This window comes from Noviherbaspirillum album (assembly GCF_035916955.1).
Lineage (GTDB): Bacteria > Pseudomonadota > Gammaproteobacteria > Burkholderiales > Burkholderiaceae_D > Noviherbaspirillum > Noviherbaspirillum album.
Genome location: NZ_JAWIIV010000039.1, coordinates 1 through 26,536 on the forward strand (window position 1 = coordinate 1; position 26,536 = coordinate 26,536).

Consider the following 26,536-nt stretch of genomic DNA (forward strand, 5'->3'; position numbering starts at 1 on the left):
ATTCGTCATAGCGCAGGGCGGTGATGCCGCCCATGGCGTCGGTGACAAGCGAGGGCTTGCTCCAATGCGGGTCGTAGGCGATCTTCGTGACGGCGCCGTCGGGCTGCTCGATGGCAATGAGCCGGCCGCGCGCATCATGCCGGTAGCGGGTGGTGCGGCCGGCGGCATCGGTCACCGCCACAGGATGACCATGTTGGCTGAGCGCGATGGCGGTGGCGCCGCCGGAGGCATCGCGCTGGCCGGTCAGGCGCTGCTTGTCGTCGTAGCGGTAAGTCTGTGTCCTGCCGAGCTGGTCGGTGACGACCGTTTCACCGCGATGGTAGGCAAAGTCGAGCCGATGGCCGGCATTGGTCCAGTGCCGCAGCACCTTGCCGCGCGGGCTGTCTTCGCTGTACGCATAGTCGGCAACGAGGCCGCCTGGGGTGGCGTGGCGCACCAGCATGTGGTTGCGGTAGGCATATTCGCGCATGACTTCACCGGCGCGGTTGCGCACCGCCACCAGGTCGCCGGCGTCGTCGTAGTCGTACGCAACCAGCGGGATGTGCTGCTGCACCGGCAGACCGGTTTCGGCATCGACATGGCTGCGCTGCAGGGCCACGCCGCGCAGGCGGTGGTGCTCGTAGTGCAGCACCAGCGTGCGGCCGGCGCTGTCGAGGATGCGCGACGGCTGGCCATGCCTGTTGTACTGGATGTGGAGGCTGATCTTGTTGGCATTGCGCATTTCCACCAGGCGGGCATGGCGGCCGTCGCCATGGCGCTCGAAGATGTGGCCGAGGCCGTCGCGGTCGATGAGCGCATAGCGGGCCGCGCTCAGGCGCTGCAGGGTGATGTGCTCGAAGGGCGAGTACAGCGACTGGCCGATGCCGGGCTGCGAGAAGGTGACTTGCCGGTGCTGGGGATCGAGCACGATCACCTCGCCCTCGTCTTCGTTCAGCCGCAGGGCCAGCGAGATGGGCAGGCTCCAGCCCTGTCCGAGCATGCCGGCATGGGGATTGTCGGAGCAGTAGATGCGCTGCCAGGGCAGGGGCAGGGGCGCCGGCAGGTCGAAGTCGAGTTCGGAATCGCCTTCGAGCAGCTTGCAGCCGAAGATGGGGTTGACCGGATGCGCAGTTTTCACGCAGCTCTTGCAGGGCAAGCCTTCGCCCTGCTTGACAGGCTTGGCAGTCTCCGGGGATGCATCGGAGGTCTGTGCCGCCGGCTTGGGCGGCGTGCTTGCAGCTGGAGGCGGTGCCGGTACCTTCGCCTCGGCCTTGATGGGCGGCTGCAACGCCGAATGCCGCACCAGGCGTGTCTCATTGGCTTGCAGCCAGCTGCCGAATCCGGGACCGAGCCGGCTGTTGCCCAGTTCGCCCAGCAGGCGGGCCTTGCCGGCGCCGCCGCGCAAGATGGCCTGCAACATCGCCCGCAGCAGCGCGCGCACCAGCATCGCATGGCCGCGCGCGAAACTCTCGACCGCCTGCTGCATGTGGCGCGCCTGAGGCGCCGCCTCCCCGGGCCGCAGGCGTCCGGCCTGCCAGGCATGGGCAAAGCCGCCGCCATAGGCCTTGCCGACTTCCACGACCGCTTCGCCGATGTCCTCGGCCAGCCCCGGCAGGCCCATGAGCGCCATCAGGTGGCCGGCGACCTGCACGCCGACGGAGGCGCCGGCCATGGCTCCGGGCACCGCGCCGCCGCCGCCGGCGAGAAAGCCCAGCGCCGCGCCGCCGGTCCCGCCGATGACCAGGCCGCCGCCCAGGTACAGCGCCGCCTCGGCCAGGGCTTCCCACAGGCTGCTCCAGACCGAGGTCAGGTCGATGCCGTCGAGTTCCTGGCGCAGCAGCAGGCGGGCGCGGGGATTGGAATCATTGAGGGCGTGGAGTACGCAGCTGGCACTGCGCAGGGCGGGAATGCGGGCGTTGGCCTGGCGCACCAGGGAATCGAAGCCGAGGGAGGAGGAAAAGGACCAGGCGGCGAGGCGTTGCTCGATGGCCAGTCGCAGCGGAGCGGCGCTGTCGGTGGCTTGGCGCTGGTAGTCGTCGAGCAGGCGCTGGAGCTTGTGGAGGTGGGGAACGGAGGGAGAGCGCAGGAAAGCGAGACTGGACATGGCGGGCGAATGTTGTCTGAAAGGAATCAAAAGCAGCGCGCGATGTTAGCATTGTTTCAACTGTAGTGATGTTGTTTTGGCAACACATGAGCGATTTGGGCCATTCATGAGTGCGGCCGATCATTTCTCTGCGCTCAGCAGTCCCGCCTTGATGCGCCCGCTTTTTTAGAAAATCATTCTCCAGTGTCAATCGGCCGATCTTGGCGTGAAGCGTCATGAGGGCCAGTTCATTGACCGACTTGGTCGTTACGCCACCATCGAACACGTTGGCGGCCCGCTCGAGCAACAGCCATTTCCATTCTTTCACTTGATTCGCATGCACATCAAATTGCTGAAAGACCTCGGCAAGCGTCTTGTTCTCTTACTCATGCTTTGCTCCTCGGTACGGTCTTTCTTGCCGGTTTCATCAAGCAAAGCTCCACTTTTCTAGAGCGTTTTCACCCTGACCTGCCTGCCGATCCCGGACAGAATGCCGCCGGCACTGCGTTGTGATTCCTTGCCATGGCTTGGCCATGCCGCGCTTGGCCATGTCGCGTCGTCACGCCTTGTTTCAGCGGCATTCTGCCTCGGCCTCGACTAGGCCGGCCAGGGCGAAAACGCTCCAGCAGAACCGGCTTACTGCAACAGAGCCCTTAAATTTGCGGTGATCAAAAAAATCCGAAACCTCATGGAATTATTTCATCCGCCATGCCACTGACGTTTTCTTTGAATTCAGGAATTGCCGCGCAAGGGGTATCACCACTCGCGGTCCACGCAACGAATCTCAACCGCCAATAGAGTGACACATGAACATTTCAGGCCAGCACACACCACATGTACCATTAACCTTGGTGGCACCTGCACCCCAGCATCAACCTGCGGCTCAGCCCAACCCTGATCCAATACAAGGATCTTCTTCTGCAAGCTCGCCCTCGAGCAACAACGCGCGCCATCGCGTTCTCAACAGGATAGCGTCAGAGACCCAGAGAGAGTTGGGCCTGACCGATGCGGAAATGCATGGTATCTCCGACAGCACGTCGCCAACGCTTTCGAAGTGTTTCATGGATCTGCAAAGGAAAGGCCTTGATAAAGTGCAGGTTCTGGAAATCGCTCGCGGACCGCATGCTGCCCAGGCCCTGACAACTTTTCATGGATTCAATGCTCTCCGTTTCGAAATGATGCCCCTGCAGCGCTTGGCTCAGATTGCGAACAGAGATCACCATTTGAGCCAGGGAGCATGGGCTCGACAACAAACTTCCAACTCGGCTTCAAATGCCGGCGACCAAGTCGCACGCCATTCAAAAAGAATACGGATGAGATCAGCTGTACCTGCTCAAGTCGAGACGAGCGCACTTGCACCGGAACTTCCTCCGCCTCCACCGCAAGTGGAGGGAATGCGGGCATGGCGCATGAATTCGGCCCAGATTGCATATGTAAGAGACGGCGCAATCGCTGAACATCGGGAGGCAATTTTTAATCCTTCCGCCAACGATGTGCCATCGACTGCTAATGTCGAGGTCATTATCGCGACCGGTAAGCAAATCTATGACGCGCGCTTGCGATTCTTGTTTCCCATAAGGGACCTCGCGACCATCGACCAGGTCGCGCCTGCGTATGCCGATCCTGAAAACCCCTACCTTTGCTCCCCGAATGTAAGTGTCAAGAAGGTGATTTTTACCAAAACCATGGAGAAGAAACTCTGTGGGCTCGCGAGGGAAAATATTGGCAATGGCAAGATGTTCCCGGACAAAGAAACTTTTATTGATAAAGTCAAGGAATCGTGTTCAACCATGCTGACGCATTCGATGCGTGGAGCGGCGGCACCTGATTCCAATGGTTTGCAAATCATCGTCGTGAAAGAAGAGCATTGCGACAACGACATGGAGCGAAAATCATTGGTAGGTAGCTATGGAGCAAAACCTTCAGAGTATGCTCATGACGCCCAACCGGGAATCTGGTTGGGAAAAGTCGTATGTTTCTTTGGTGGGGTTAAATGCCTCGATCAAGAGGAACAGGCTGCTTACATGGCACACTTTGGTGAAGAGGAGGGTGAGAAGATCATGAAAGACTATGGCGTCACCGTCCCGCCCTTTGGAAAGAGCAAAAAGGTAGTTTATGCGCCATACGGCACCGGTGATGCGGGGCAGCTGATTAACTCCAGTTTTAAACAATTGAGTAATGGCCAACTGGTTGTCAACAGCCGGGAAACCAATGCTTTCTTCGACCCCGTAACATTTGAGCTGACTGACAAGGATGGAAAGGATCGTACTGAAACCATTGCAGTAGTCGTGCAGGATGAGGACGCCGAGCGGCAAATTAAAGTGAGCTACGGGGAGAAGTATAAGATGGGAACTCCTGCTAAACGAGAGCCGTCCTCGAAAGGCTGGGTCAGGGTTAGTGTCAGTCCCGAGCCGGATGGCGCTTCTTTCGATCATGGAGTATGAATCGGCAGGAGTGGAAGCCTCCGAGCTTGAGTCTTTCAGGCCGCGGCCAGGTTGGGGCGCATTATAGCGGCCCCAAGTTTGAGGCGGTAGTTTAATACCAGTCGCAAGTCATTCCATGACATGAGATCGCGTCTTTTTCCGCCTGGCCGCGTTGCGCTCGTCATCCATAGTCCGCTATGGATTCCTGATCCGCACCTCGGCCTCGCCAGGCGAAAAAATCCATCGATCTCATTTGTCATGTTATGACTTGGGATTGGTATAAGCTGTCAGCCGTGAAAGTGATCCCCACCCGAAAAATGAACTGTTTTTCGGGCGGAATCAATAATGTCTTCAATCCTGCGGTTCCTCCTTGATAACCGGAGCCCCGCTGGAAGAAGCCCCGCCCGCAGGGTTGGCGCGCCGGTCCTCAAAATAATTGCCCAGATAATCCATCAGTGCCTGCTTGTTGGGAGGAACCTCCTTGACCTGGTAAAGATGCGGCCTCACATGCTTTTTCCGGTTGCCATGCTTATCCGTCAGTTCGATGAACACGTCAACCACAATGACATGAGCCTCATCCCTGTCCTTATCCGCTTTGCCGTTGAACATCCCGGCCCGGCTACCTACGGGAGCAACATGCACGGTTCTGCCGGGTTCCTCCGGGTGTGCGCATTCCATCGCATAATTGTCGAAATAGTTCTCGCCATACCGGGCCGTGAACGCCTTCTTGTCTTCCACTTCCGTCCCGCCGAACGGCATGATCATGCTATTGACCTTCTGCTTCGCGCCAGGAATGCAAACAATGCCATACCCGCCTTTGAGCGCTTCATACTGCGCAGTGTAGTAGCAGTGCTTTTTCTCGATCTTAACCACTTCCCAAACGCTTGCCGATGGCGGTGGCCGATTCTGCTTGGCCGCTTCGTATTCCGCCATGATCTCGGCCGTCCATCGTGCCTTAAGTTCTTCAATCGGAGTGGTATCGCCAAGGTGTTCCGCCCATGACTTAAGCACATCAATACCTTCATCCGAGATCGCGGGCTCATGGATGACAACATTGGGATGGACTGCGTACTTGTCGTCGTCGGCCGCAAATTCCTTGGCGACATGCCAGGGTTCAGCGAAATCCCTGATCGGGAATCCGTTGAACATTCGTTGAATATCGACATGCGCCGGGTAACGATCGAAGATCTGCACTTCCCAATCGCCGCCAACGGGACGCAATTGCGTGCCCGTATTCCAGGAGCCGCCTTGTTGCAAGGCCAAGCTTGGAATGGCCTTGGCCTGTCCGACATTGGTCTGAAAGGTGCTTGCTTCTTCCGTGGCATCAATGACGGGATTGCTTAGATGTGGGAGAGGATCGACGTCGTCTTCCGTCTTGACGATCGCTTGCGCAGCGGCGTTGATATGCCCTTGGATCGTGGGCGTCTTGGCAAAGGCATCCCATATCTTTACAAAGTATGTTTCAAAACCAATTTCATTTCCTCGGCCATAAAGCGTAATGAACTCCTTTAACAATTCATTCCGCTTGGAGTGATTGAAGACATCTGCCGTAGACAGATTATTTATGGCCGCAAGGCAAGGTATGGTGTTAATAAAGGCTTGTAACACTATCCTGTATTTTTGATCCAGTTCGAACTCTTTTAAGGCCAGATTCAAAACCTCGTCCAATGGTAGTTCGTATCGCGCTTGCCGCCAGGTCGTTATGAAGGCTTTATGAGTTCTGCCCAGTACTTCCCTTCTTAATTTCATCGCTAGTTCAACGGCTTCTACTTTAGCCATGCTGCCGCCTTGGTATTGGCCCGCCGGCGTACTGGTAGAGCCGGAGGCCCTGATGGTGGACGATTCGCCCACATGGGACGGGCCGGGCGAACTCGCCGTTTCCGGGCCTTGCGGGCTCGGTGCCCGGGTGGGAGGGTGGGAAGCCAAGTGTGATCTGAGCGGAGAAGAATTGGTGGGACACATGATTGATCCTTGCTGATGAAAGAAAGGTGTTGTCAGCAAGGTTCGCCATGCCGTACGCCCTTCGCGCCAAGTAAGCCAAATGCACCCTGGCAAGTCGTTGATGGGCATGAGTGTTGTCGGCGCGTGGCAAGTTCCATTGGCAATGTCGATTCAACATCGCATTGCGTACTTGGTGCCGGCTTCTCGGCGGACAGGCGACGCACCAGCGCACGCAGGCCAGCACGACTTCCAGCGGATAATGCAATCGCTTGAGCACTCGGCGTTATGCGTCGTTCATCGGGATTTTTTTGCAATCAAGCCAGCCGCTTTGGTGAAGCCGGCCTATTGCAACGGAACCCAAAATGGAACTATCGCAATTTGTAACCCACATATGGGCCAACTTGCGTTTTTCACGATAAACCATGCCTGCCATTCCTCGCTCTCCATCTCCACCTGGCCCATCGTCGACGAGTCATACTCCACCGCGTGAATCGGAGCCAAAAAAGATCTTGCCCGGCCCGTCCGCAGTGGCAAGCAGTCAAAATGCCGGAAGCAGTCTTCATGTCCGGCAAGGAGGTGAAAGTGTTTGGAGAGTCCGCCTGCTTTCTCCAGCTCCAGCGCCAGCATCTCAGGCATCTTCACGACCCATGCAATGGGCTGAGGCGACAGCAACGACAGCAACGACAGCAACGACAGCAACGACAACTGACTTGAAAGGGAAGAAGCGCAGGCGGTCAGCGTCGGGAAGTGAAGACCTTGAAATTCACGATAAGCCAGGGCGATCCGCACATGGCGTGGCAGGTGAAGGACCAGATGCTTCTCAACCGGAGAGAAAGCGTCATCACCCCGGTTCTCGACAGGATGTCGGACTGCAAGCGCTGGCTACGAAGCCAACGGAGTCTTCGAACTTAAATGAGCATGCAGCTGAGAAGAATTTGAATCTGTCGCGGGTGGCGCTTGAGCACATAAGAAAGGAACTGTACAACAGGGAAAGGGGCGACAAGTCGTTCAATAAAGTGTTTCTTGATCCTGATCCGACAAAAAGGATGAATGAGATTCAGCGGGTTAAACGCGCAGCTGATTCGCTCGAAAGCATCAGGTCCATCAATGTATTGAATGGTGACGATGCTTCCGAATATTCAAGGAAAATATGGGAGTTGAAGAGTCAAACGTGCGATACGCTCGCACATATCGCAGAAGACCATATTAAAGCGCTTGATCCATCGGCGACAGTTGGAAAACTTGGAATCAGCGGCATGCATACCGCAGCCATCATCGGTCCCGTGCCGCCTGCGGTTGTTGCGCAGGACTTCGAACATTGGCCGGATCATTTGGTTATCTGCGATCCTTGGACGAAGATTGCTTGCATGGCAAAGGACTATCCGTCGGCATTCATGGCCAAGATGGAAAAATGGAGCAAGGATAACAAGGCGATCGTATTGAATGACGGCACACCGGTTAGTCCACTGGATGAACGATGGACAAGATTGTTGAAGGCGCCGAGATACGTCTATGAACGTCGGCAAGGGGCCGAGGGGCAGGTAGATTACAAATTGGTGGGCTCGTCATCTTCTTGAACCGACACAGCGTCCTCGAGTACTCGGGTGCAGCTGTCGATTTAATAGATGAAGATAGATGGATATAGATGGAGATAGTTAGATGTCGATTGATAGGGACGCGGGCTCATGTTCATGGCATATGAGCCCGCGTCCTGCAACACCGTGCGCCTCGCCCGGATCGGCGGGCATGACGGCGTCGTCAAACCCTCAGTAAGGTCTCGGCTAAGATTTAGCCGACCGGGCTGAATACGAAGCCATCCTGGATGACGCCGATGATATTGGCCTGGTTCTCGGCGGATTCCGAGAAGTTGACCAACAGCTGCGCGCGCGACATGCCGGAGTTGAGGGCGTTGACCTGCACGGCCAGACCGGGGGCATCGGGGGCGCGATCCAGTACATTGGCATACAGCTGAGTGACGAATGCCTCGTTGGAGAGGCCTGCGCCGTACCTCATCCCGAACTCGGCGGAGTCGATGAAGTTTTGCGCGATCTGCAGGAGGGACATGCCGTTATCGAGGCCGTTGATCTGCGCGCCGAGGCCGGGAGCGTCGGGCACGCGGTCGAAGGCGGCCTGGTAAAGCCGGTAGGCTTGTCCGCCATTGCCGGACGTATCGATGCCGACGGTGGCATCGGCAAAACGCAGGCGCTCGACGTTGACCAGGATATCGGTGCCTTCGTTATTGGCGCTGGAGTGCACGGAGTAGCCGGTGATCGTCGGGCCGTCGGTGATGGCCATGATCGTGTAGTCGGCCAGGTTGCCCGAATATACCGCGGTATCGATGCCGCCGCCGCCGTCGATCCTGTCGTCGCCGTCATAGCCGCGGATGAAGTCCTTGCCGGCGGATCCGGTGAAGGTGTCCGCACCGGCGAGTCCATAGGCATCGATTTCGGAGACATCGCCCGCGGCGATCAGGCTGTCGACCGTCTCTATGCTGACGGAAGTGCCCGTTACGCGGGAAGCCAATGCTCCGCCAACGAGCTTTTCATAGGCGTTGATGGTGCCGCCAAGCAGGTAGCCTTCGGGGCTGAACTGATAGGCGCCGATGTAGTTCGCGCTATTGGCGCCGTTGGTGATGGTGATTTCAGTAGTCGTTGCCCTGGTTACGGTGCCGGTGGACCAGGTCGCTGGACTGTTGCCTGTGACGGGCGTGAAGAAATTTACGGTAGCCATGGATGTTCGCGTCTTTCAATTCAAATGGAAAGCAGATGAAGTGTCTGTGCTGCAGAACCATGCCGGCATGGGCGCCTAAGACGCTGCCTAAGACGCTTTTCATGCGCGATGTGTTCTGGAACCATCGTGCCAGCAATGCCGGCAGGGAATTTGCGTCTGATTCAACACTTGGGCTCCGAACTTTGATATTTCTCGGACGCATCGGCGAAGAGGGCGGGGATGGGCCTGCCGGAGGTGCCGCGTCTCCGGCGATCCGAGGTTACTTCTGAAACAATTGAGAACCTTTGAATAAGCGGCGCATGGCCTTCAGCAGGGCGGTACGCGCATCAACATCGTCCGCAGGGGGGGCAAGATGCAGATTGAGCAGGCCACTGGGGAGGGAGCTGAACCAGATCCTTTCCTCAGGCATTCCTTCCTGCAGCCTCACGGAGGCCTCGTGCACCTCCCCATCGGAGCCTGCCACTACCGTGGCGCGACCTTGGGTAAATTCCTCGGTGCATAATTCCGCGAGTCGCCGCAGCATCGCTGGGCCGCTGTACGGCTGTAGCGATAATGTCGTTGCGCTCCAGCGTGCCAGCAGATCCCCAAACTCGTTTGCGCGCGAAGTCCAGTGAACTGCGCTCTGCTTGGCGCTGTAGCTCGCTGTGAGCGCAGACCCCGTCTGAATAACCTTGACATTGACGGGCACCTTCTTTCTGCTAAACATGGCTTCCAGAAGGACTTTGCGCGCGGCATTGTCGCCGGGAGGGGGCGCGAGACGTACGTTGGGCAGACCGCTGGGATAGGTCCCAAGCCAGATATCCACCGACGGCACCCCCTTTGCCAGCTGCACACGGACCTGACGCACCCGACCGTCGGAGTCCTCCACCACCGTACCGCGCCCTTGGGCTGCTTCCTGGCTGCCCAACTTCGCGAGTCGCTGCAGCAGGTTTGGGCCGGCATGCTTGTTCGAGTTCGTCGCTGCGTTCCAGGCCTCCAGCAGCGGTGCGAATTCTTGCTGGCGCTGCTTCGACTTCGTCCAGTGAGAAGTGGCGGTCCTGAAGGCGTATGTGCGTCCCGAGCTGGACTTTGTTTGGCTGCTCTTGGGTTTTCCACGCATGTTTGCTTGGTTAGGTACCGCGCTCCAGTCCAATATCAGCGGGGCAAACTCATCTTGGCGAGTTTGCGAGCCAATCCGGTTCGACGGTCCTGCCTCAAGGTCGGATCGATGCGCGCCGGTGCGATTGTCATGGGCGTCGAAACTTCTCTCAGACCCCGCTTCCGACGCTGCTTCCGCCCCGTGCGCGGCCGGGTGCGCCACCAGCCGGTGCTGCGGCCAGATCGCGTTGAAGTGGGTCGCGCCCTGGGAGCGCAGATACTGCGATGGCTGCACGCCGTGCTGCGGCACCCCGGCCAGGCTGTCGAGCAGCACCCACTGCTCGCCGTCCCGGCGCAAGGCGACCCAATGGGAGGCGCCCGTGTTGTCGTCCAGGGTGATCTCGGATTGCAGGAGCAGGCGGTCGGTGTTGAGCGTATCGAGGAAGTCGAACTGCGCTTGATCGGTACGCAGCGTCCCGTCCGCATCCGAGATGGCCACGGACGTAAAACTATGCGTAGGCATACCCATCCGCTCGAGAACGGCTTGCACGGTTTCGGGATGCACGCCCTGCATGCCCTGGAGATCCTCGGTCGCCTGGATGTGCTCCGGTGTCGGCTCCGGCCTCGGCCCCGGTCCCGGCACCGACCTCGAGATATCGACCGCCGCTTCGTGCCGGGCGAATTCGGTCATCGACAGCCATGGGGCGCCGACCATGGCACGACTGGCGTGAGCGGCGCAACTCCAGATACCCGGCGGTTGTATTTCAAGATAGAAGTGCGGATCGCCGAACTCGTCGACATGCGGCCCGTCGACCGTTGCGCCGGCATAGGCGGTTGCAACTTGGTTGTCTTGCGCAAGATGCGCCGTATCGATGACCAGCGGCTCGTCCTGGCGCAGGCTAGACAGCCATGCCATGCGTTGAGGCACCTGGATGCGCAACAGGGCTGCCTGGACCTGGTGCTGGCGGGCGGCTTCGGGATGAGGTGCATCCTGCGGCACATGGCTGGCGGCGTTCCAGACGGCCCGTTGCTGTTCCGGACTCAAGGCATGCCAGTTCATCTGGAAATGCTCCAGATACCGGTTGATCACGGTGCTTGCCTGGTTGTCCTGCGCTTGCTGCCGCAGGCCCGCATGGGTCCATGTCGCCGTCGCCGATGACGGGCCGGCCGTCGCATCCGGCTGCGGAGCGCGGGCCGGTGGTGGGGAGGGCGGCGTAAGCCGGTGCTTCTTCCCTGCGGCGGCATTGTCACCGTGGGGCGCGTGCGGCAGCAATCCCAGTGACGGACGCCGAGCCAGGGGCTGCGGGAGAATCTTTGGCGCAAACCAGCAGTTGTCGACTCTGCCCACCGTGTCGACCTGGAACACGCGCAAAGCGTTGTCGCGGCCGATCGACAGCGTCACCACCGGTTCACGCGGATCGTTCTCGCGGTTGGGGCGGGTAAAGGTAAGCGTGCGTCCTCCCTGCGCATGGTGCTGCGACGTCAACTGCCAGGCATCGGCCAGGCGGCTAATGCTCGAAAGCAGGTTGATGACCTCCTGGTCCGGCATGGTCGCCGGTTCCGTACGGCTGCGTGGCGGCACGATGAAACGCTCGACGGGCGCCTGGCCGGGTGCGCCGCCGAACTCCAGCATGAACTGGCCGCTCAGGCTGGTCAGTGCTTGCGGGTTTTGCGGCGCTGCCTGCGCCGTTGAAGACGGCGCGGCTGCGGCGGAAGGATGTGCGAAGGCGGCGGCGGATGAGGACGGCAGGCGATTGTGCGGGATCATGGCGCTGTTCGGGAATGAGAAGTCCCATGAGTGGGGCGAAGCCGCCATGAGTTCCAATCGTCGCATTGACCTCTAGGAATTGCATGGGATTGCGCGGGATGGGTGTATCAAGGCAGGCGTACGCATCCCAAGCCAGGGGCCGATCCGGAGGATCCGCATGGAACCAATTGTGTCGTTCTTCTACTTACAGCATCGTCATTCAGAAGAGAGGCAATCATGTTCCCGTCCAATCGGTCGAAGAAACGAAGCAGGCACGCATTGCGACTTGTATTGCAAGCCTGCGCACGGCAATACTTTTGTGGTGCGTGTTTTAATTTCCAGACCTGGATCGGGGCCGACAATGTTTAAATTGCCTCCACATTACTCACTTCGCCTTCCGACGATTCTTAAATCTGAAGAGGCCAGGCAAGCGCGAACCCGCCATGCCGACAATCTGCAGCTGAACGATTGGCAAACGACAACGATACCGAAGTGGGGACTGGGATTCGTGAAGACAAAAAAATCGCCCGCTCAATCAAAACTGGAGCAGGTAGCGCACTATATGAACGCGGTAGCGCACTGGGCACAGGCAGCCACCGATCCGAGCGAAAACCGGAGGGAAGCCGCCAGGCGGATAACGACTCTCCTGGCGAGTACCCGACAGCAAACCAGCCTATCCATCGAGAACCTGGGCCTGACGCAACTTCCTCCCTTGCCTCCCTGGATAAGAGAATTGAATGTCGAGAATAACAGGCTGGCAAGCCTGGCGATTCCTGGTGCACAGCCGAAAGACATCAGGATTCTCAGCCGTGGCAATCCACTCGCGAGTCCGTCGACGGCTGAGAACATAGGCAACCGGGATAAGAGCATTGCGACAGATGCCGTACCTGCCGCCTCTCTTGCCGCCGACACCGTGAATGAAGGGCCTGTAGCCGCCGGCGGCGGCCAGCGCGACGACGCGACAGGTAGATCGACGCCACTTGCACATGATTCCATTGAAGACCTTCCGCACGCTCTATCGCCTGACGGGAAGCGTTCCTTGTCCAGGGGTTCCAGTGCTTCCACAATCAAGCCGGGTCGTGCTGGCGCTGCTTCGGCCGCGGAAGTGATGGCTGGCGTGCCAGGCCAGGCGCATGGGGCTGGTGACCTTGCCCAAAGTCCTGGCAAAGATGGAGCCATGGACCGGGCCACGGCAACCGGGTCACCCGGTGGTTCACGCTCGATGTCGAGATCATCCCCTTCCAGCGATACCACAATCAAACCGAAGGATGTACGCGCTGCTGGCGCCACCGTTCAGGGTCTTGGTGAAGATGAAGCCTTGGCTTATCAGCAAGACCTCAAAGACTGGGTTGACTTGGCAACGCAAGAACACAAAGCTGAGCGAATCCATACGGCACACATCATCCTGGATTGGATAGAGCAAGGCAGACCAGACAATATGCTGCTGCTTCCTTCGCTGGATGTGGACGAAAGGATTCCTGTGCCCCGAGGATACCGCTTGGCGCTGCCGGATGATGTGGGCGCGGAGGGTGATGGGCCGCGTATTGAAGCCGAGAGTCTTGAAAACAGGAGATGAGTGTTCGCAAGGGCGCGGCTTGTTGCTTTCCGGCCCTTGCGGGATGGGCGATATCGCTGTTTTTCAGGTAAAAGGCAGGTACTCGATGCCGTTCTGAATGCCCACGATGGTGGCGTTGTAATTCTCGGTGCTCTCGGAAAAATTCACCAGCAGCTGGGCGCGCGACATGCCGCCATTGAGTGCGCCGAGCTGCACCGCATAACCGCCCGCATCGGGAGCCCGGTGGAGAACGTTGGCGTAGAGCTGGGTGACGAAGGCCTCGTTGGAAGGATTGGCGCCGTATCGCAGCAGGAACTCCTCGGAATCGATGAAGTTCCGGGAAATCTGGAGCAGGGATGTTCCGCTGTCGAGGCCGTTGATCTGCGCACCCAGGCCGCCGAGATCGGGCTTGCGGTCGAAGGCCGCCTGGTAGAGGCGAAATGCCTGTCCGGCATGGCCCTTGATATCGAGGGCCAGCGACACATCCGCGAACTGCAGCCGCTCGATGCTGAAAAGGCTGTCCGCGCCGCCGGCTCCGGCACTGTCCTTTACCGATATTCCCGATGCCGCGAGGTTGATCTGGTAGGCCGCCCGCTTGCTTGCAAACATGACGGTATCGATGCCGCCCGCGCCATCGATCCTGTCATTGCCCGACTGTGCGGCGATGCGCTCATTGCCGGCGCCGCCGGTGTAGTCGAGGCCGGCGGTTCCGATGACGATGCGGAATTCATCCGAGGCAGGGGAGGAGCCGGCCGCAGTCGCCAACGTCGTCGAATTCGCCGTGACGCGGACCCGGATGCCGGCGGCATCGGCGGACTCGGGCATGCCTGAAAACATTTTGGTCGCGGCGTCGAACTTCAGCCACGAGGGAAGAGGCGAACCATCCGCCAGGGTGGCGGCATAGACGAGCGGTTCGCCGGCATTGCTGCTCCTGAAGGTGTCGGCATCGAGGCTGATACTGAATGTTCGTCCCGCGGTGGCATCGGCATCGGGAATGCCTTTGTAGAGATAGGCGCCGCTGAGCAGGGTATCGTTGGCGGAGATGGCGGTGAGCAGTTCGTCGTACACGAGGCCGATATCCGCCCAGATGTTGGAATATGCCGTTCCCGCGCTCTTGACGCCGATGATCGACGGCATGCCGTTGCTGTCGATGACGTACAGCGGGCCGCCGGAGCTGCCGGCTCCCAGCAGGTCCGTGCCGGGACCGTCCGTGGCGACGTATACGGATGCCCACGCATCCCGCGTGACCCATGCCTTGCCGCTCATCAGGCCGGGTGCTCCCGATGCATAACCGAGGATGCTGGCCGATTGCGCCGCATCGACTCCCGGTGACAGTCCGAACCAGCCGGTCTGCGCGCCGATGGCCTTGCTCAAGCCGATGACCGCCACGTCGTACTGCGATTCATCGTAGCGGAAGGTGGTGTTGCTGCCGTCCGTGAATGCCTGGTCCGGCCAGCCGTGGGACTGCCAGCGAAAGCTGTCGAGCACGAAGGGAGCGTCCTCGATGCGGCTGGTGATGCCATTGAAATCGGCCCCGGGGTAAATGCTCAGGCTGGATGCCCATCCTCCGCGATCCGGGTTGTAGACGACATGCGTTGCCGTCAGCAGATCGTTGATGCCGACCATGGCGCCGGTGCCGGCGGCTCTCGATCCATCCGGGAAGGTGACCACGACCAGCGCTGTTGCGGTGTAGGGATAGATACTTCGGGTAGTGACTTCGGTGACCATGAATGCGAACGCCTTGCGATGCTTCCCTTGCCCGGGACATTTTGTTGACTCCAGGAAAGATTAGCATGCGGCTCTGATTGCATGGGCAACTTTCAGCGGGTTGTGCATCTCGCTGCAACGCATTGCGAAGGAGAAGGAGGGAGCGTTGCAGGGGTGTTGCATGAATGGCATGTCATTGCAGATTGGAATGACAAAGAATGATCTACCGCAGATTCGCGTGGCATTGCCGGCTTACACTGAAATCGACCCCTAGGAAGGTCAGCAGTTTTCTCTGGCCGGGATACTCGCGTATCCCGGTTTTTTTGCGCCCTGCATGTCATACCAATCCCAAGCCACTCCATGACATGAGATCGCGTCTTTTCCCGCCTGGCGGCGTTGCGCTCGTCATCCATAGCCTTGCTATGGATTCCTCCCGCTCCTTGCCAGACGAAAAAATCCATCGATCTCATCTGTCATGTCATGACTCGGGATTGGTATCAGCTGGATGCTTGAAACTCCGGATTGCAGGACATCGTTGCAGGACATGCAAGCCGGGCTGTGCCGAGCCTGCCGATTACCACCCGTCTTGTTTTCAACTTGCCATTTCAAGTTGCCAAGTGTGTTGTTAATGCGCCTTAGCGCTAGTGCCATTGCAAGTAGCGCGCTTGGCATTCATAAATGCATGCACGTAGAATTTCCGATTGGAAAGCAACGTGTCTGCATTTGCGACCTGGTTTCGCATTTGCGCGTCTTTGCTTCCTGATGCGCAAACAGGCGCCGTTTGATGTGAAAGAGTCTCTTCAACGTGGTTGCAACAACGCAGAACACCATCATCAGCAATACCATCAGCGGTGATTATCGAATCGATGTGCTGATCGAAGACACGGGATACCGATGGAACAAGGCAAGTCCCTTCGGCACTCCGGTCGAGGTGACCTACAGTTTCATGAGCGCCGCGCCGGTCTACACGGCGTACAGCAACAAGATTGGCTTCATGGCCTTCAACGCCGAACAGAAAGCGGCGACGCGACAGATTTTTTCGGAGATCCAGGCGCAGTTCAACATCTCCTTCAAGGAGGTTAGCGACTCCGCGTACAGCTACGGGCAGATCAGGCTGGGCAACAATTCCCAGGGCATGACTTCGGCCGCCTATGCCTACATGCCCGAGCCGGGCGGCAGTCTCGACGGCGGCGACATCTACGTCAACCGCGACGACTATTCCAACCTGGCGCGCATCACTCCGGGAAGCTATGCGTATGCGACGCTGGTGCACGAGATCGGCCATGCGCTCGGACTCAAGCATCCCGGCAACTACAATGCCGGCGAAGCGGCCAGCACGGAACCGGGAAATTACCTGGCGGCCGCGGAAGATACCGAAGCCCGTACCATTATGTCGTACAGCGGGGTTCTGCAAGGGCAGAACCGTACGTTCTATGGAACCTACGACATCCTCGCGCTGCAATACATGTATGGCGCCCGCCCGTACAACGCCGGCGATAACACGTATGCCTTCAGCAACGCGGATGGGCAGGCTCTGAAGATCATCAACGACACGTCGGGTGTCGACACGATCGATGTATCCGCCGTGTCGGCGGGAACGAAGCTTAATCTTCAGGAAGGCGGCCTCAGTTCCATCGGCAAGCTTGCGAACGGTTATACCGCCGCGGTCGACAATATATCGATTGCCTACGGAGTGACAATCGAGAATGTGATCGGCTCGGGTTATGCGGATCAGATCATCGGCAACCACGCCAACAATCATTTCCTGCCCGGCAGGGGCAATGATGTGGTCGACGGCGGCTTCGGTTACGACACGGTGGCTTACTCCGCAATGCGTTCAAGGTTCACCATCAGCCGTGACGGTGGCGGAGTCGCGGTCACCGACCAGTCGGGCGCCGAAGGCATCGACAAGCTGTTCGGTATCGAGCGTATCAAGTTCATGGATTCGGTCGTCGTGTTCGATGGCGACGGCGCGGCGGGGCAGATGTACCGGCTCTACCAGGCGGCCTTCAACCGTGCGCCCGACCGGGAAGGACTGGGGGCGTGGATCAACTATCTCGAGCACGGCGCCACGCTGCAGAATGCCGCGACCGGGTTTTTGAACTCGCTCGAGTTCAAGATCCGGTATGGCGAGAACTGGACCATCGAAGACTTCGTGACGCGCCTCTACAACAACGTCCTGCACCGCGCTCCCGAGCAGGCGGGCTTCGATGTCTGGGTGCATGCGCTTACGGTCGGCGCGATCACGCCCACGCTGGCGCTCACGGGCTTTAGTGAAAGCGAAGAGAACCGGGCCAACCTCGTCGGCGTGATCGAAAATGGAATCGAATTCGTTCCATTTCTCGGTTGAGGGGTACTGAAGCGGGAAGGCCGGGTTTTCCCGGCCTTCATGGCCTGCCGTTGCCCGCCTGCCCGTGCGCCGTCTTCCTGCCCAGCACCGCATACCCGTACCCGGACGCAATGAGCTTTTTGATGGACTCGTCCGGAAGGCCGCTGACATCGATGATATTCCTTTCGCCCCTGTCGTCCCGCGAGAGATTGACGAGATAGCGGACCGTGTAGGCGTCCCTGATCACGTTATGCGTAAGTCCCCAGGCCATGTCCAGGCTCGGAAGTATCCAGGCGGCGATCAGGTCGGGCTTCTTCGACAACACATATTGGGGATCGAACTTGTTGTGCCCGGCATGGAAGCTGCCGGTGTCGATCTTCTTTTTCCCGATGGTCTTGTCGTTCAGACCCAGCATGTCGATCGTGGTGAGGTTTGAGAAATAGGGCACCTTGCCGGCCGCATCGATGGCGAGGGTCTGGCCGGGATGATGCTTGCGCAGATGCTCGCCCAGCGTTTTCCAGCCGTCGTAGCGCTGGCTTGCATAGCTGAAGCGGCCATCCTGCACGACGGGAATCAACTGCAGGAACAGCAGCACGCCAAGCAGCGCCTTTGCCATCTGCGGCGGCATGCGCAGCGTCGCGCAGGCGCTCAGCAGCAGGAATATTCCCATCGGATAGATGCCGATGAAGAAGCGCTCGAAGTAGATATCGCCCCCGATGTACAAGAGGTAGGCGAGCCAGGCCGTGCAATACAGGATGGCGAAGTTCAGCTTTTGAAACAGTGCGGCAGGACGGCGCAGCAATCCGAAGACGGCGGCGGCAATGGCCGCGAAATACACCCAGAGCGCGCCGCGCGGCATGTTTTGCATGAAATAGGTCAGGCCCGAGCGGAAGCGGTCGAGCAGCGGCCCGGATACCTTGGCGTAGTAGGTATTGCCGATGATGTCGTCATAGTAGTAGAGCCGCCACAGCGTATAGAGGCCCATGCTGATCAATATGCCGGCGAAGCAGGCGAGGGCGGCGCGGTATTTCGACTTGGCGGCCAGGTACACGACGACAAGCATGGGAAGCAGGAAGCCGTCGATGCGGCAGAGGATGGACAGCACCAGGGCGGCGATCAGCAGGTGAAGATCGCGCCGGCTCTCCGTACGGAGATAGCGCTCCGCGAGTATCCATGCGAGCAGTATGCTGACCAGCACCAGCATGGTTTCCAGTCCCGTCGCCGCATTGGCCCAGATGAAGGGATTGATCGCGAGCAGCGCCGTGCCTGCGATCGCCATCCGCCGGCCCAGGGACCTCGACAGGAATCCATGGAACAGCAGTGCGGCGATCATGAACAGCAGGATATTAAGCGCCATGCTGAAAGGGTAGATGAAGTCCTGCGACACCAGCAGCGCGGGCGTGACGAGCAATACATAGAGGAAGTTGGAATAGCCTTCCACGTATTCGCCGGGATTGAATACCAGGCCGGCTCCCTTGAAGAAATTCAGCGCATAGCGATAGGAAATGTAGGCGTCGTCGCTGCCGATCGCATGGCCGCTCGTTTCATTCCAGGAGTGCCCGTAGAGCGCATGCAGGACGATGCCCATTGCCGCCGCGGCAAGCACGGCCGCAATGGAGGCGGGCATCCGGTTTCCCTTGCCATGATCGATGGCGGATTGCTGTTGGTTGTTGTTGAACATGGTGTGAAAAGCCGTGCCGCGGTTACGGTTACGTTTGCGGCCGTGGCTGTGGGAGGGGGACGGAAAACGCCGGAAGAGTGGTTAAGGACGCATGGCGATGCCTTGCAATGCACTGCAATGTTCAGAGCGACATCCGCTTGAAGATCGGCTCGGGTATCAGGCGGATGATCAGCATGATGAGCGCCCACCATGAAGGCAGGTAAGCGACATCGCGGCGATGCGTGACGGCCTTTTCGATGCCGAGCGCAACCTTCTCGGGGCTGGACCACAGGGGCCCTTTCGCAAAGCTTGCCGTCATCGGCGTATCGACGAATCCAGGCTTGATGGTCAGGACCTGCACCCCCGACTTGTAAAGGCGGTTGCGCAGTCCGCTGAGGAATACCGACAGCGCGCCCTTGGCCGTGCCGTACACATAATTCGATTGCCGTCCGCGGTCGCCGGCGACGGAGCCGATTACCGCGATGGTGCCCTGGCGTGAACGTTCGAATACATTGGCCAGGTGGGTCAGCATGGATATCACGCTGATGGCGTTGGTATTGAGTTCTTTCAACGTGAGCTCGAAGCTTTGTTCGCATGCCTTCTGGTCGCCCAGCGTGCCATGGGCGATCAGGGCCAGGTCGATGCCTCCCATGGCGGCGATGGCCTGGTCGATCACCGGCTGGTGGCTGGCGAAATCGTTGGCTTCATAAAGATGAACGCCGACGCTGGCCGCGCCGCGGATCTTGAGATCGCTTGCCATGGCTTCCAGGCGCTCGGGCGACCTGCCGAGCAGGTAAAGGCTTGCGCCTTGCTGCGCAAAGCGGCGCGCAGTGGCCTCTGCAATTGCCGAACCCGCTCCGATGATAAGTATTTTCTGCATTGTTTAGTCCAGCCCTAGTCGTTTTGATTGAAGCGATGCGAACCTGCCGATCGCTCCATAGTGTTCCCGTATCGCCTGGAAGCCTTCCCAGCGGCTGTACTGGCTTCTGAACGCGGCCGCGCTCATCCGCGCATCCTTGGCCAGGTAGACGCGTCCGCCGTGGTCGTTCACCATCGCATCGAGTTCGTCGAGGAGCGCGAGGACGCCGGCTTCCATCTTGAAGTCCAGCGCCAGCGTATGGCCCTCGAGCGGAAAGGAGAGCGGGTTGCCGTTGTGCGGGCCGAGCGCCTTGAGCACGGCCAGGAAGGAACCCCGGCGGGATGCGGTGATCCTCTGCAGGATGGCTTTCATCGCCTGCTTGCCGGCGGCCTTGGGCAGCACGAACTGGTACTGCACGAAGCCGTTCCTTCCGTAGAGCCGGTTCCATCCGTGGATGCCGTCGAGAGGGAAGAAGAACTTTTCATACGGCACCTGCTGGCGGGTTTCCGCTTCACGCACGCGCTGGTAATAGAGAGTGTTGAAGGCCTGTATGGAATAGCGGTTGAGCAATGCCGACGGCATGTCCATCGGAACGCCGAGCGGAGCGGCGGGTTGCGATCCCGCGCGGCCGGCCGGCATGGCTTTGGCGGACGGCTCGCCGGTCATTACCAGCGAGCGCCCCATTGCCTTGCCCGTGGCCAGGCAATCGATCCATGCGACGGAATAGGTGGCCGCGTGGTGGGTATCGAACAGGTCCAGCGCTTCATCCAGGCCGGCGGCCTTATAGGTGGTCTGCTCGATCAGCGTGCTGTTGATCCGGACCAGGCGGATACAGGCTTCGAGCACGATCCCGGTCAGGCCCAGCCCGCCGCAGGTGGCTTGAAACAGGTCGGCGTGACTGCTGCGCGAACAGGCACGCGTCATGCCGTCGCCGGTCAGTAACACCAATTCGTCTACATACTCGCTGAAGCAGCCGCTGCGGTGATGATTCTTGCCATGCACGTCGCTGGCGATCGCGCCGCCGACACTGACGAACCTGGTGCCGGGCACCACCGGTAGGGTCCAGCCACGCGGCACGAAAACGGACAGGATGTCTGCCAGCGTGACGCCGGCGCTGCAGCGAAGCGCGCCGGTGGACTCGTCGAAGTGGAGGAAGTGGTCGAGCCGGCGCATCTCGACGATGTTGCCGGCGAGCGCGCTGTCGCCGTAGCTGCGTCCCATGCCCCGTGCAATCCGCGCAACCGCTTCCTCGCGATCGAGCAGCAGGCTTGCCTGCGCATAGGTCGATGGCCGCTCGATGCGCGCATCAACGACAGGATAGCGTCCCCAACCTGAAATCAGCATCAGCCTTGCTCGCTTTTGAAAACATATCGCTTGTCAAGCTGATACTTTGCAACGTAACCGATGGCAAGACCGAGCATGCCGCCGATATATCGCAGCGCCTTCGATTGGAAGAGATAATCGAAGCCGAATTCGAATCCCCAGAATATCGCCGTTGTCAGTATTCCCATGGCGACGTACAGCAGGAAGGTACGGCCGTCATGGGCGGCATTGCGTGCCCGGAAGCGGAAAATGTAGCGCTTGTCCAGGATGTACTTGACGACAAGCCCGATCGCGGTGCCGACAATGACGGATAGCAGGAGGGCCGATGATCCATGGTAGGTGCGAATGGCGAGATCCTGGGCGCCAATATTTGCTGCGGTCGCAATTAATGCGAAAATTCCGTACATGAAGGCTAGCTTCATCGAAAAAAATTGAAGAATTGAAGGTTTGCAAAGTATGCATGATACCGCAATAGGTAATCCCATCGTCCTTGGACTGCGAGGTGCATTCGCCTTGATGCGCCCCAGGCAATGGATCAAGAATGGATTCGTATTCGCGCCGCTGGTGTTCACCGGCGAGTTTCTCGTGAAGGCATCGGTGCAGCATGCGCTTCTTGCAACATTCCTGTTCTGTGTCGCTTCTTCGGCAACCTACATCGTCAACGATATCCGGGATATCGAGAACGACCGCAGGCATCCGAAGAAATCCCGTACCCGCCCGCTGGCGGCAGGCATCATTTCCGTGCCGGTGGCCTTGCTGCTGCTGCTGGTGCTCTACGCGGTCCTGATCGCAGGATGGTTTGTCATGCCCAAGGTGATGCTGATCATCATCGGCTACCTTGCGCTCAACGTTGCCTATACCTTCGTCCTCAAGCATCAGCCGGTGCTGGATATCTTCACGATCGCGGCAGGGTTTGTGCTGCGCGTGTATGCGGGCGCGATGGCGCTGGCGGTGCCGGTGTCGGGCTGGATGTTCGTGACCACGCTGTGCCTGGCCCTGTATCTGGCGGCGGTCAAGCGCCGGCAGGAACTGAGCCAGAACGGCAGCGAAGGACGCAGGGTCCTGCAGAAATATTCCGTGGTATTGCTGGACCGCTATGCGGAAATGTCCGCCACCGGCGCATTGGTGTTCTACGGCATGTTCGTGATGTCCGAGCGCCCTGAAATGGTGGTGACGATTCCTCTCGTGCTGTTCGGCCTGTTCCGCTACTGGTTCGTCGTCGAGGAGCTCGATGGAGGCGAATCGCCGGCCGACGCGCTGCTGGCCGACTGGCAATTGCTGGCGACCGTGCTGCTGTGGCTCGCGGCCTGCGTATGGGCCTTGTGGCCGGCCAAGGGCTGAGGGGCAAACATGGATTTGTCCTATGCGGTCATGCCGTTTGTCGCCTGGCTGGTGGCAGGAGTGACGAAGTTCCTGGTCAACAGCATTCGCGCCCGCCGCTTCGCCTTCGACCTGGTCGGATATGGCGGGTTGCCGAGCAACCACAGCGCCATCGTAAGTGGCATGGCTGCCCTCATCGCGCTCAGGGAAGGCATCGCCCACCCGGCCTTCGGCGTTGCGCTGACGCTGGCTTTCATTGTCATGCTGGATGCCAGCAGCCTGCGCAGGCAGGTCGGCAGGCATGCCGCCTCGATCAATCGCCTTGCCACCGGCGACCCGGCGCACGCCGCGCTGCGGGAGCGCATGGGTCATACGCTTGCCGAGATCATGGCCGGCATCGTCGTCGGCGGCCTGGTTGCGCTCGGCGTGCATGCGGTATTCGGATAAGCCAATGCAAGACTGGCAATCGCAGCTCACCATCGCGCAGGCCGCGGCGCAGCGGGGCGAGTTTCAACTCTGCCTGGATACCTGCCAGGGCATACTCGACCAGCATTCGGCGGATGCCGGGGCAGTGCTGGCGGTCGGCTCGCTGCTGTCTTCGGCCGGGCTGATTTCCGCCGCGCGCCGCTGCCTCGACCACGTCCGCACCCTGGCGCCGAACGATGTCAGGCCCTTGCTGGAACTGGCCAACATCGCCAGCGCCGAAGGCAATCACGCCGAAGCCCACCGCTTGTATTCGCTTCTGCTCAAGCACCTGCCGGACAATGCCGTGGTGCGGAGAAACGCACTGACCATCCTGGAATACCATCCCGCCGTATCGATCGCGGAACGCCTGCAGCAGGCGCGCGCCTGGGGCGATTGGGCGATCGCGCGGGCCGGCGGCATGCGGCCGCGTCCGCCGCTTGCAATCGACGATGCGCGTGCCTTGCGGGTCGGCTATGTGTCGGCCGATTTCTGCCAGCATACGGTGGGCCTGTTCGTGAAGGACGTGATTGCCCGTCATCAGGCGCAACGCGTAAGTGCATATGCGTACAGTGCGGGCCGGGTGAACGACTGGGTGACGGCGGCCATTCGCGGCACCAGCCTGTTTCGCGACGTGTCCGCAATGGATGATGCGGCGTTGGCGGAGCAGATCCGGCAGGACGGCATCGATGTGCTGGTCGACCTGTCGGGCCATACCGGCGGCTCGCGGCTGACGGCCTTTGCGCAGCGGCCGGCGCCGGTTCAGCTGAGCTGGCTCGGCTATTTCGCCACCACCGGCCTGCCGCTGATCGATGCGGTGCTGCTCGACGACTGGCATGCGCCCGCGGGAACCGAAACGCAATTCATCGAACCCATCGTGCGCCTGCCGCGCGGACGCTTCTGCTACGTGCCGGTGCCGTTCGCGCCGGATGAAGTGGCGGCGCCGGCTTTCGAGAAAAACGGTTTTGTCACCTTCGGCTGCTTCAACAATACGGCCAAGCTGAACGCACAGGTCATTGCGCTATGGGCACGCATTCTCGCCGCAATGCCGTCGTCTCGCCTGATACTGAAATGGCGGACCTTGCAGGATGAGGCCTTGCGCGCATCGATCCGGCAGGCGTTCGCTTCTCATGGCATCGCACCCGAACGCATCGAGCTGCGCGGCGCTTCATTCCATGTGGACCTGCTGAAGGAGTATGCGGATATCGACATCGCGCTCGATCCCTTTCCATTCACCGGCGGGCTGACCAGCTGCGAGGCGCTGTGGATGGGCGTGCCCGTGGTGACCTGGCCGCAGGCGCAGGTCGTGAGCCGGCAGACGCATGCGTTTCTCAATGCGATCGGCCTGCCGGAGCTGTCCGCATCCGATGCGGATGACTATGCGGCGATCGCCTGCGGTCTTGCCGGCGACCTGCCGCGCCTGAAGGCGCTGCGCGTCGGCATGCGCGAACGCATGCGGGCTTCGCCCTTGTGCGACGTCGATGGCTTTACGCGCTCGCTGGAAGATGCCTACTGGTCGATCGCGCGGCGAGTTGCTGGCTCGGATGCCTGATGCAAGAGAGGTAAGAGAGGTAAGAGAGAGGACGCTTTCACTGTCTTCGTCTTGCGGGTTTTCGGTTTTGGTATTTGTAGCAATATCCCATGCCCGATATGGAGCGGGCGGTGTTGAACATTTCTCCATGGCTACAATTTGTTACTGCGGGCCGGTTTCGTATTGGGGATAATGCGGCCCCGTTTCAGCTTGTCCACGCAGTTCTTCATGCCGATTCAAAATTTCACCACCCTGCTTCAAAGCATGGCCGAGGTCCGCAACTGGATCGTCCAGCATGTGCCCACGGCCACTTCCCTCGTCGGATACGATCTTTTCCTCAAACTCGGCAATGACCATTTCGCAGGCTTGCCGCTCGATCTCAAGGCCTTGTACCGGAGCCTTCCTCATCCCCGCGAAGCGATCGATGCCTCGCTGCAGCAGATGCGGCAGGCCGGCCTTCTCGAATATGCGCTGGGCACCGACAATGCGCCCGCCAGCCTGGTTCTCAGCGACCGCTTCGTCGCTTTGCTGGCCGGTTATCAACGGAAGTTCGAAAGCCTGTTCATCCTGCGCAAGCGGCTGCGCGACGAGCAGCTGCTGGTTCATTGCGGCGACGCGGAACTGAGCCATTTCGCGCAGTCGCTCTACGACCACTTCTATGACCTGGGCTGGTTCTACCTGCACAACTTCGGCGCGGTGTGCTTCCTGATGGCTTCGCTGGTGAAGCGGGTGGCGCGGGCTCATGGCTACGATGCCCGCGTGGAATCGGGCCATGTCGAGATCACCGCGCCCGACGTGCATTTCAGCCTGGGTGGAAAGGGTTACGCCAAGCCTGGACAGATCGATGGTCATGCGATGTGCGTGATCAACGACAGGTTGATTCTCGATTTCGGCCTCGGCAATGTGCGCAAGGGATACCGGCGCGATTTTCCATGGGCATTGGGCTGCGAGTACCAGCCCCGGCCCGCTGAAAATATCCTTGGGGCCATCGTCGTGCCGAGCGGCGAGACGGCCACATGGAAAAACGACTGGCGTTCCCCGGGCACCGATGAAGAGCTGAAGAATTACGAGCCTGCGGTCGAGCAGCTGTTTCAGCGCTATGTTTCCTACTTCGGCTGATGCGTAGGTTGCGGTCGGCAAGGGGAGCCGGTAGGCGGCTCGGGAGACCAGTGAATACTGGAGCGGAAAATGCTACCCTGAGATGCGGGATGCAACCAGAAAGTCCCGTAATGTTTCGCGAACGATGCCGCTGATGCAGCCGATGCATATTCAATCAATGACGCAGAACACGCCGAAAACCCTGCTGATCGCGGTAAGAGAGGACGACATTTCGCTCGTGCAAGCCTTTGTCGGCGACGCCTACCGCATTGTCTTCTGCCATACGATAGCGGCTGCGAAGGCGGCGCTGGAAGAGGGGGTGGACATCGTGGTGGCGGGCGTGCATTTCGACGACGGCGCGGTGTTCGACCTGCTGCAGCATGTCCGGTCGAGCAGGGTATTCGGCAAGCTTCCCTTTTTCGTGATGCTCGATACCAGCCGGCGCTACACCTATTCCCGGGCGATCGTGCATGGCATGCGCTCCGCCTCCAAGGCGCTCGGTGCCACCGGGTTCACCGATGTTGGCGGAATGATCGAGAAGTTCGGCAGGGAAGAGGCGGTGAAGATGTTGAGGCGGGGCGTGGATGATTTGCTCGGTCGTCCAGGCACCTGAACGGGCTTGCATGCATGCAAGCTTGCAGAGATTTCAAGACGGCGGCTTCATCAACTCTAATCGACGGAAATTCGGTTAAAGTCCGGTACGCCGCCTGTC

Annotated in this window: 19 protein-coding genes and 2 pseudogenes; 9 read left to right on the forward strand and 12 right to left on the reverse strand. The window is 59.6% G+C overall.

What is annotated here, in order from left to right:
• On the reverse strand, positions 1-2,083 hold a 2,083-nt coding region (locus tag RY831_RS27480), incomplete at its 3' end, for a DUF6861 domain-containing protein (protein WP_326509527.1).
• A gap of 82 nt (positions 2,084-2,165) precedes the next feature.
• Positions 2,166-2,441, reverse strand: a pseudogene (locus RY831_RS27485) (IS3 family transposase); the annotation flags it as partial.
• A gap of 427 nt (positions 2,442-2,868) precedes the next feature.
• On the opposite strand from RY831_RS27485, the gene RY831_RS27490 reads away from it, so the two are divergent.
• Positions 2,869-4,506, forward strand: a complete 1,638-nt coding sequence (locus RY831_RS27490; protein WP_326509528.1) for a hypothetical protein — start codon at positions 2,869-2,871, stop codon at positions 4,504-4,506.
• A gap of 330 nt (positions 4,507-4,836) precedes the next feature.
• Here the strand turns inward: RY831_RS27490 and RY831_RS27495 are convergent, their stop codons facing one another.
• From RY831_RS27495 to RY831_RS27505, 3 genes and pseudogenes are all read right to left on the reverse strand, one after another.
• Positions 4,837-6,264, reverse strand: a complete 1,428-nt coding sequence (locus RY831_RS27495; RefSeq protein ID WP_326509529.1) for a hypothetical protein — start codon at positions 6,262-6,264, stop codon at positions 4,837-4,839.
• A gap of 355 nt (positions 6,265-6,619) precedes the next feature.
• Positions 6,620-6,703: pseudogene (locus tag RY831_RS27500) on the reverse strand (IS6 family transposase); the annotation flags it as partial.
• 65 nt (positions 6,704-6,768) lie between these two features.
• A complete protein-coding gene (locus RY831_RS27505) occupies positions 6,769-7,215 on the reverse strand; it encodes a hypothetical protein (protein WP_326509559.1) in 447 nt (148 codons plus the stop codon).
• 5 nt (positions 7,216-7,220) lie between these two features.
• Between RY831_RS27505 and RY831_RS27510 the strand changes: the two genes are divergently transcribed.
• Positions 7,221-8,003: a hypothetical protein gene (locus RY831_RS27510; RefSeq protein WP_326509560.1), complete on the forward strand. Its 783-nt coding sequence runs from the start codon at positions 7,221-7,223 to the stop codon at positions 8,001-8,003.
• A 211-nt stretch (positions 8,004-8,214) separates the two neighbouring features.
• Here the strand turns inward: RY831_RS27510 and RY831_RS27515 are convergent, their stop codons facing one another.
• Together RY831_RS27515 and RY831_RS27520 are read right to left on the reverse strand one after the other, a co-directional pair.
• On the reverse strand, positions 8,215-9,156 hold the full coding sequence (locus tag RY831_RS27515; RefSeq protein ID WP_326509530.1) for a DUF4214 domain-containing protein: 942 nt from the start codon (positions 9,154-9,156) through the stop codon (positions 8,215-8,217).
• 259 nt (positions 9,157-9,415) lie between these two features.
• Positions 9,416-12,001, reverse strand: coding sequence for a josephin domain-containing protein (locus RY831_RS27520; protein WP_326509531.1), 2,586 nt, complete (start codon positions 11,999-12,001; stop codon positions 9,416-9,418).
• A gap of 157 nt (positions 12,002-12,158) precedes the next feature.
• Between RY831_RS27520 and RY831_RS27525 the strand changes: the two genes are divergently transcribed.
• The gene (locus tag RY831_RS27525) at positions 12,159-13,556 is read left to right on the forward strand and encodes a hypothetical protein (protein ID WP_326509532.1); all 1,398 of its coding nucleotides are present in this window, start codon (positions 12,159-12,161) and stop codon (positions 13,554-13,556) included.
• 63 nt (positions 13,557-13,619) lie between these two features.
• Here RY831_RS27525 and RY831_RS27530 read toward each other — a convergent pair whose 3' ends face one another.
• Entirely contained in the window at positions 13,620-15,263 is a 1,644-nt protein-coding gene (locus RY831_RS27530; RefSeq protein ID WP_326509533.1) for a DUF4214 domain-containing protein, read from the reverse strand.
• Positions 15,264-16,047: 784 nt separating this feature from the next.
• On the opposite strand from RY831_RS27530, the gene RY831_RS27535 reads away from it, so the two are divergent.
• On the forward strand, positions 16,048-17,592 hold the full coding sequence (locus RY831_RS27535) for a DUF4214 domain-containing protein (RefSeq protein WP_326509534.1): 1,545 nt from the start codon (positions 16,048-16,050) through the stop codon (positions 17,590-17,592).
• Positions 17,593-17,629: 37 nt separating this feature from the next.
• On the opposite strand, the gene RY831_RS27540 is transcribed toward RY831_RS27535, so the two are convergent.
• The 4 genes from RY831_RS27540 to RY831_RS27555 all read right to left on the reverse strand — a co-directional run bounded on the left by RY831_RS27540 (position 17,630) and on the right by RY831_RS27555 (position 21,820).
• Positions 17,630-19,252 carry a DUF8728 domain-containing protein gene (locus RY831_RS27540; protein WP_326509535.1) on the reverse strand — a complete coding sequence of 541 codons (1,623 nt, stop codon included), beginning with the start codon at positions 19,250-19,252 and terminating at the stop codon, positions 17,630-17,632.
• Between the two features lie 121 nt (positions 19,253-19,373).
• The gene (locus RY831_RS27545; RefSeq protein WP_326509536.1) at positions 19,374-20,111 is read right to left on the reverse strand and encodes an SDR family oxidoreductase; all 738 of its coding nucleotides are present in this window, start codon (positions 20,109-20,111) and stop codon (positions 19,374-19,376) included.
• A 3-nt stretch (positions 20,112-20,114) separates the two neighbouring features.
• Positions 20,115-21,434, reverse strand: a complete 1,320-nt coding sequence (locus RY831_RS27550; RefSeq protein ID WP_326509537.1) for an FAD-binding oxidoreductase — start codon at positions 21,432-21,434, stop codon at positions 20,115-20,117.
• Complete coding sequence (locus tag RY831_RS27555; RefSeq protein WP_326509538.1) at positions 21,434-21,820, reverse strand: GtrA family protein; 387 nt, start codon at positions 21,818-21,820, stop codon at positions 21,434-21,436. Before RY831_RS27555 ends, RY831_RS27550 begins: the two co-directional genes overlap by 1 nt.
• 49 nt (positions 21,821-21,869) lie before the next feature.
• Between RY831_RS27555 and RY831_RS27560 the strand changes: the two genes are divergently transcribed.
• The 5 genes from RY831_RS27560 to RY831_RS27580 all read left to right on the forward strand — a co-directional run bounded on the left by RY831_RS27560 (position 21,870) and on the right by RY831_RS27580 (position 26,437).
• The gene (locus RY831_RS27560; protein WP_326509539.1) at positions 21,870-22,754 is read left to right on the forward strand and encodes a decaprenyl-phosphate phosphoribosyltransferase; all 885 of its coding nucleotides are present in this window, start codon (positions 21,870-21,872) and stop codon (positions 22,752-22,754) included.
• 9 nt (positions 22,755-22,763) lie between these two features.
• The gene (locus RY831_RS27565) at positions 22,764-23,180 is read left to right on the forward strand and encodes a divergent PAP2 family protein (protein ID WP_326509540.1); all 417 of its coding nucleotides are present in this window, start codon (positions 22,764-22,766) and stop codon (positions 23,178-23,180) included.
• Positions 23,181-23,184: 4 nt separating this feature from the next.
• Positions 23,185-24,747 carry an O-linked N-acetylglucosamine transferase, SPINDLY family protein gene (locus tag RY831_RS27570; RefSeq protein ID WP_326509541.1) on the forward strand — a complete coding sequence of 521 codons (1,563 nt, stop codon included), beginning with the start codon at positions 23,185-23,187 and terminating at the stop codon, positions 24,745-24,747.
• Between the two features lie 207 nt (positions 24,748-24,954).
• Positions 24,955-25,845, forward strand: a complete 891-nt coding sequence (locus tag RY831_RS27575; protein WP_326509542.1) for a hypothetical protein — start codon at positions 24,955-24,957, stop codon at positions 25,843-25,845.
• Positions 25,846-25,987: 142 nt separating this feature from the next.
• Positions 25,988-26,437, forward strand: a complete 450-nt coding sequence (locus RY831_RS27580; RefSeq protein ID WP_326509543.1) for a response regulator — start codon at positions 25,988-25,990, stop codon at positions 26,435-26,437.
• Positions 26,438-26,536: the final 99 nt, after the last annotated feature.

Coding starts and splice junctions, on each gene's coding strand:
- RY831_RS27490 (WP_326509528.1), top strand. CDS start 2,869: ATGAACATTTCAGGCCAGCACACACCACATGTACCATTAACCTTGGTG.
- RY831_RS27495 (WP_326509529.1), bottom strand. CDS start 6,264: ATGGCTAAAGTAGAAGCCGTTGAACTAGCGATGAAATTAAGAAGGGAA.
- RY831_RS27515 (WP_326509530.1), bottom strand. CDS start 9,156: ATGGCTACCGTAAATTTCTTCACGCCCGTCACAGGCAACAGTCCAGCG.
- RY831_RS27520 (WP_326509531.1), bottom strand. CDS start 12,001: ATGATCCCGCACAATCGCCTGCCGTCCTCATCCGCCGCCGCCTTCGCA.
- RY831_RS27525 (WP_326509532.1), top strand. CDS start 12,159: ATGGAACCAATTGTGTCGTTCTTCTACTTACAGCATCGTCATTCAGAA.
- RY831_RS27530 (WP_326509533.1), bottom strand. CDS start 15,263: ATGGTCACCGAAGTCACTACCCGAAGTATCTATCCCTACACCGCAACA.
- RY831_RS27540 (WP_326509535.1), bottom strand. CDS start 19,252: ATGTTCAACAACAACCAACAGCAATCCGCCATCGATCATGGCAAGGGA.
- RY831_RS27545 (WP_326509536.1), bottom strand. CDS start 20,111: ATGCAGAAAATACTTATCATCGGAGCGGGTTCGGCAATTGCAGAGGCC.
- RY831_RS27550 (WP_326509537.1), bottom strand. CDS start 21,434: ATGCTGATTTCAGGTTGGGGACGCTATCCTGTCGTTGATGCGCGCATC.
- RY831_RS27555 (WP_326509538.1), bottom strand. CDS start 21,820: ATGTACGGAATTTTCGCATTAATTGCGACCGCAGCAAATATTGGCGCC.
- RY831_RS27560 (WP_326509539.1), top strand. CDS start 21,870: ATGCATGATACCGCAATAGGTAATCCCATCGTCCTTGGACTGCGAGGT.
- RY831_RS27565 (WP_326509540.1), top strand. CDS start 22,764: ATGGATTTGTCCTATGCGGTCATGCCGTTTGTCGCCTGGCTGGTGGCA.
- RY831_RS27570 (WP_326509541.1), top strand. CDS start 23,185: ATGCAAGACTGGCAATCGCAGCTCACCATCGCGCAGGCCGCGGCGCAG.
- RY831_RS27575 (WP_326509542.1), top strand. CDS start 24,955: ATGCCGATTCAAAATTTCACCACCCTGCTTCAAAGCATGGCCGAGGTC.
- RY831_RS27580 (WP_326509543.1), top strand. CDS start 25,988: ATGCATATTCAATCAATGACGCAGAACACGCCGAAAACCCTGCTGATC.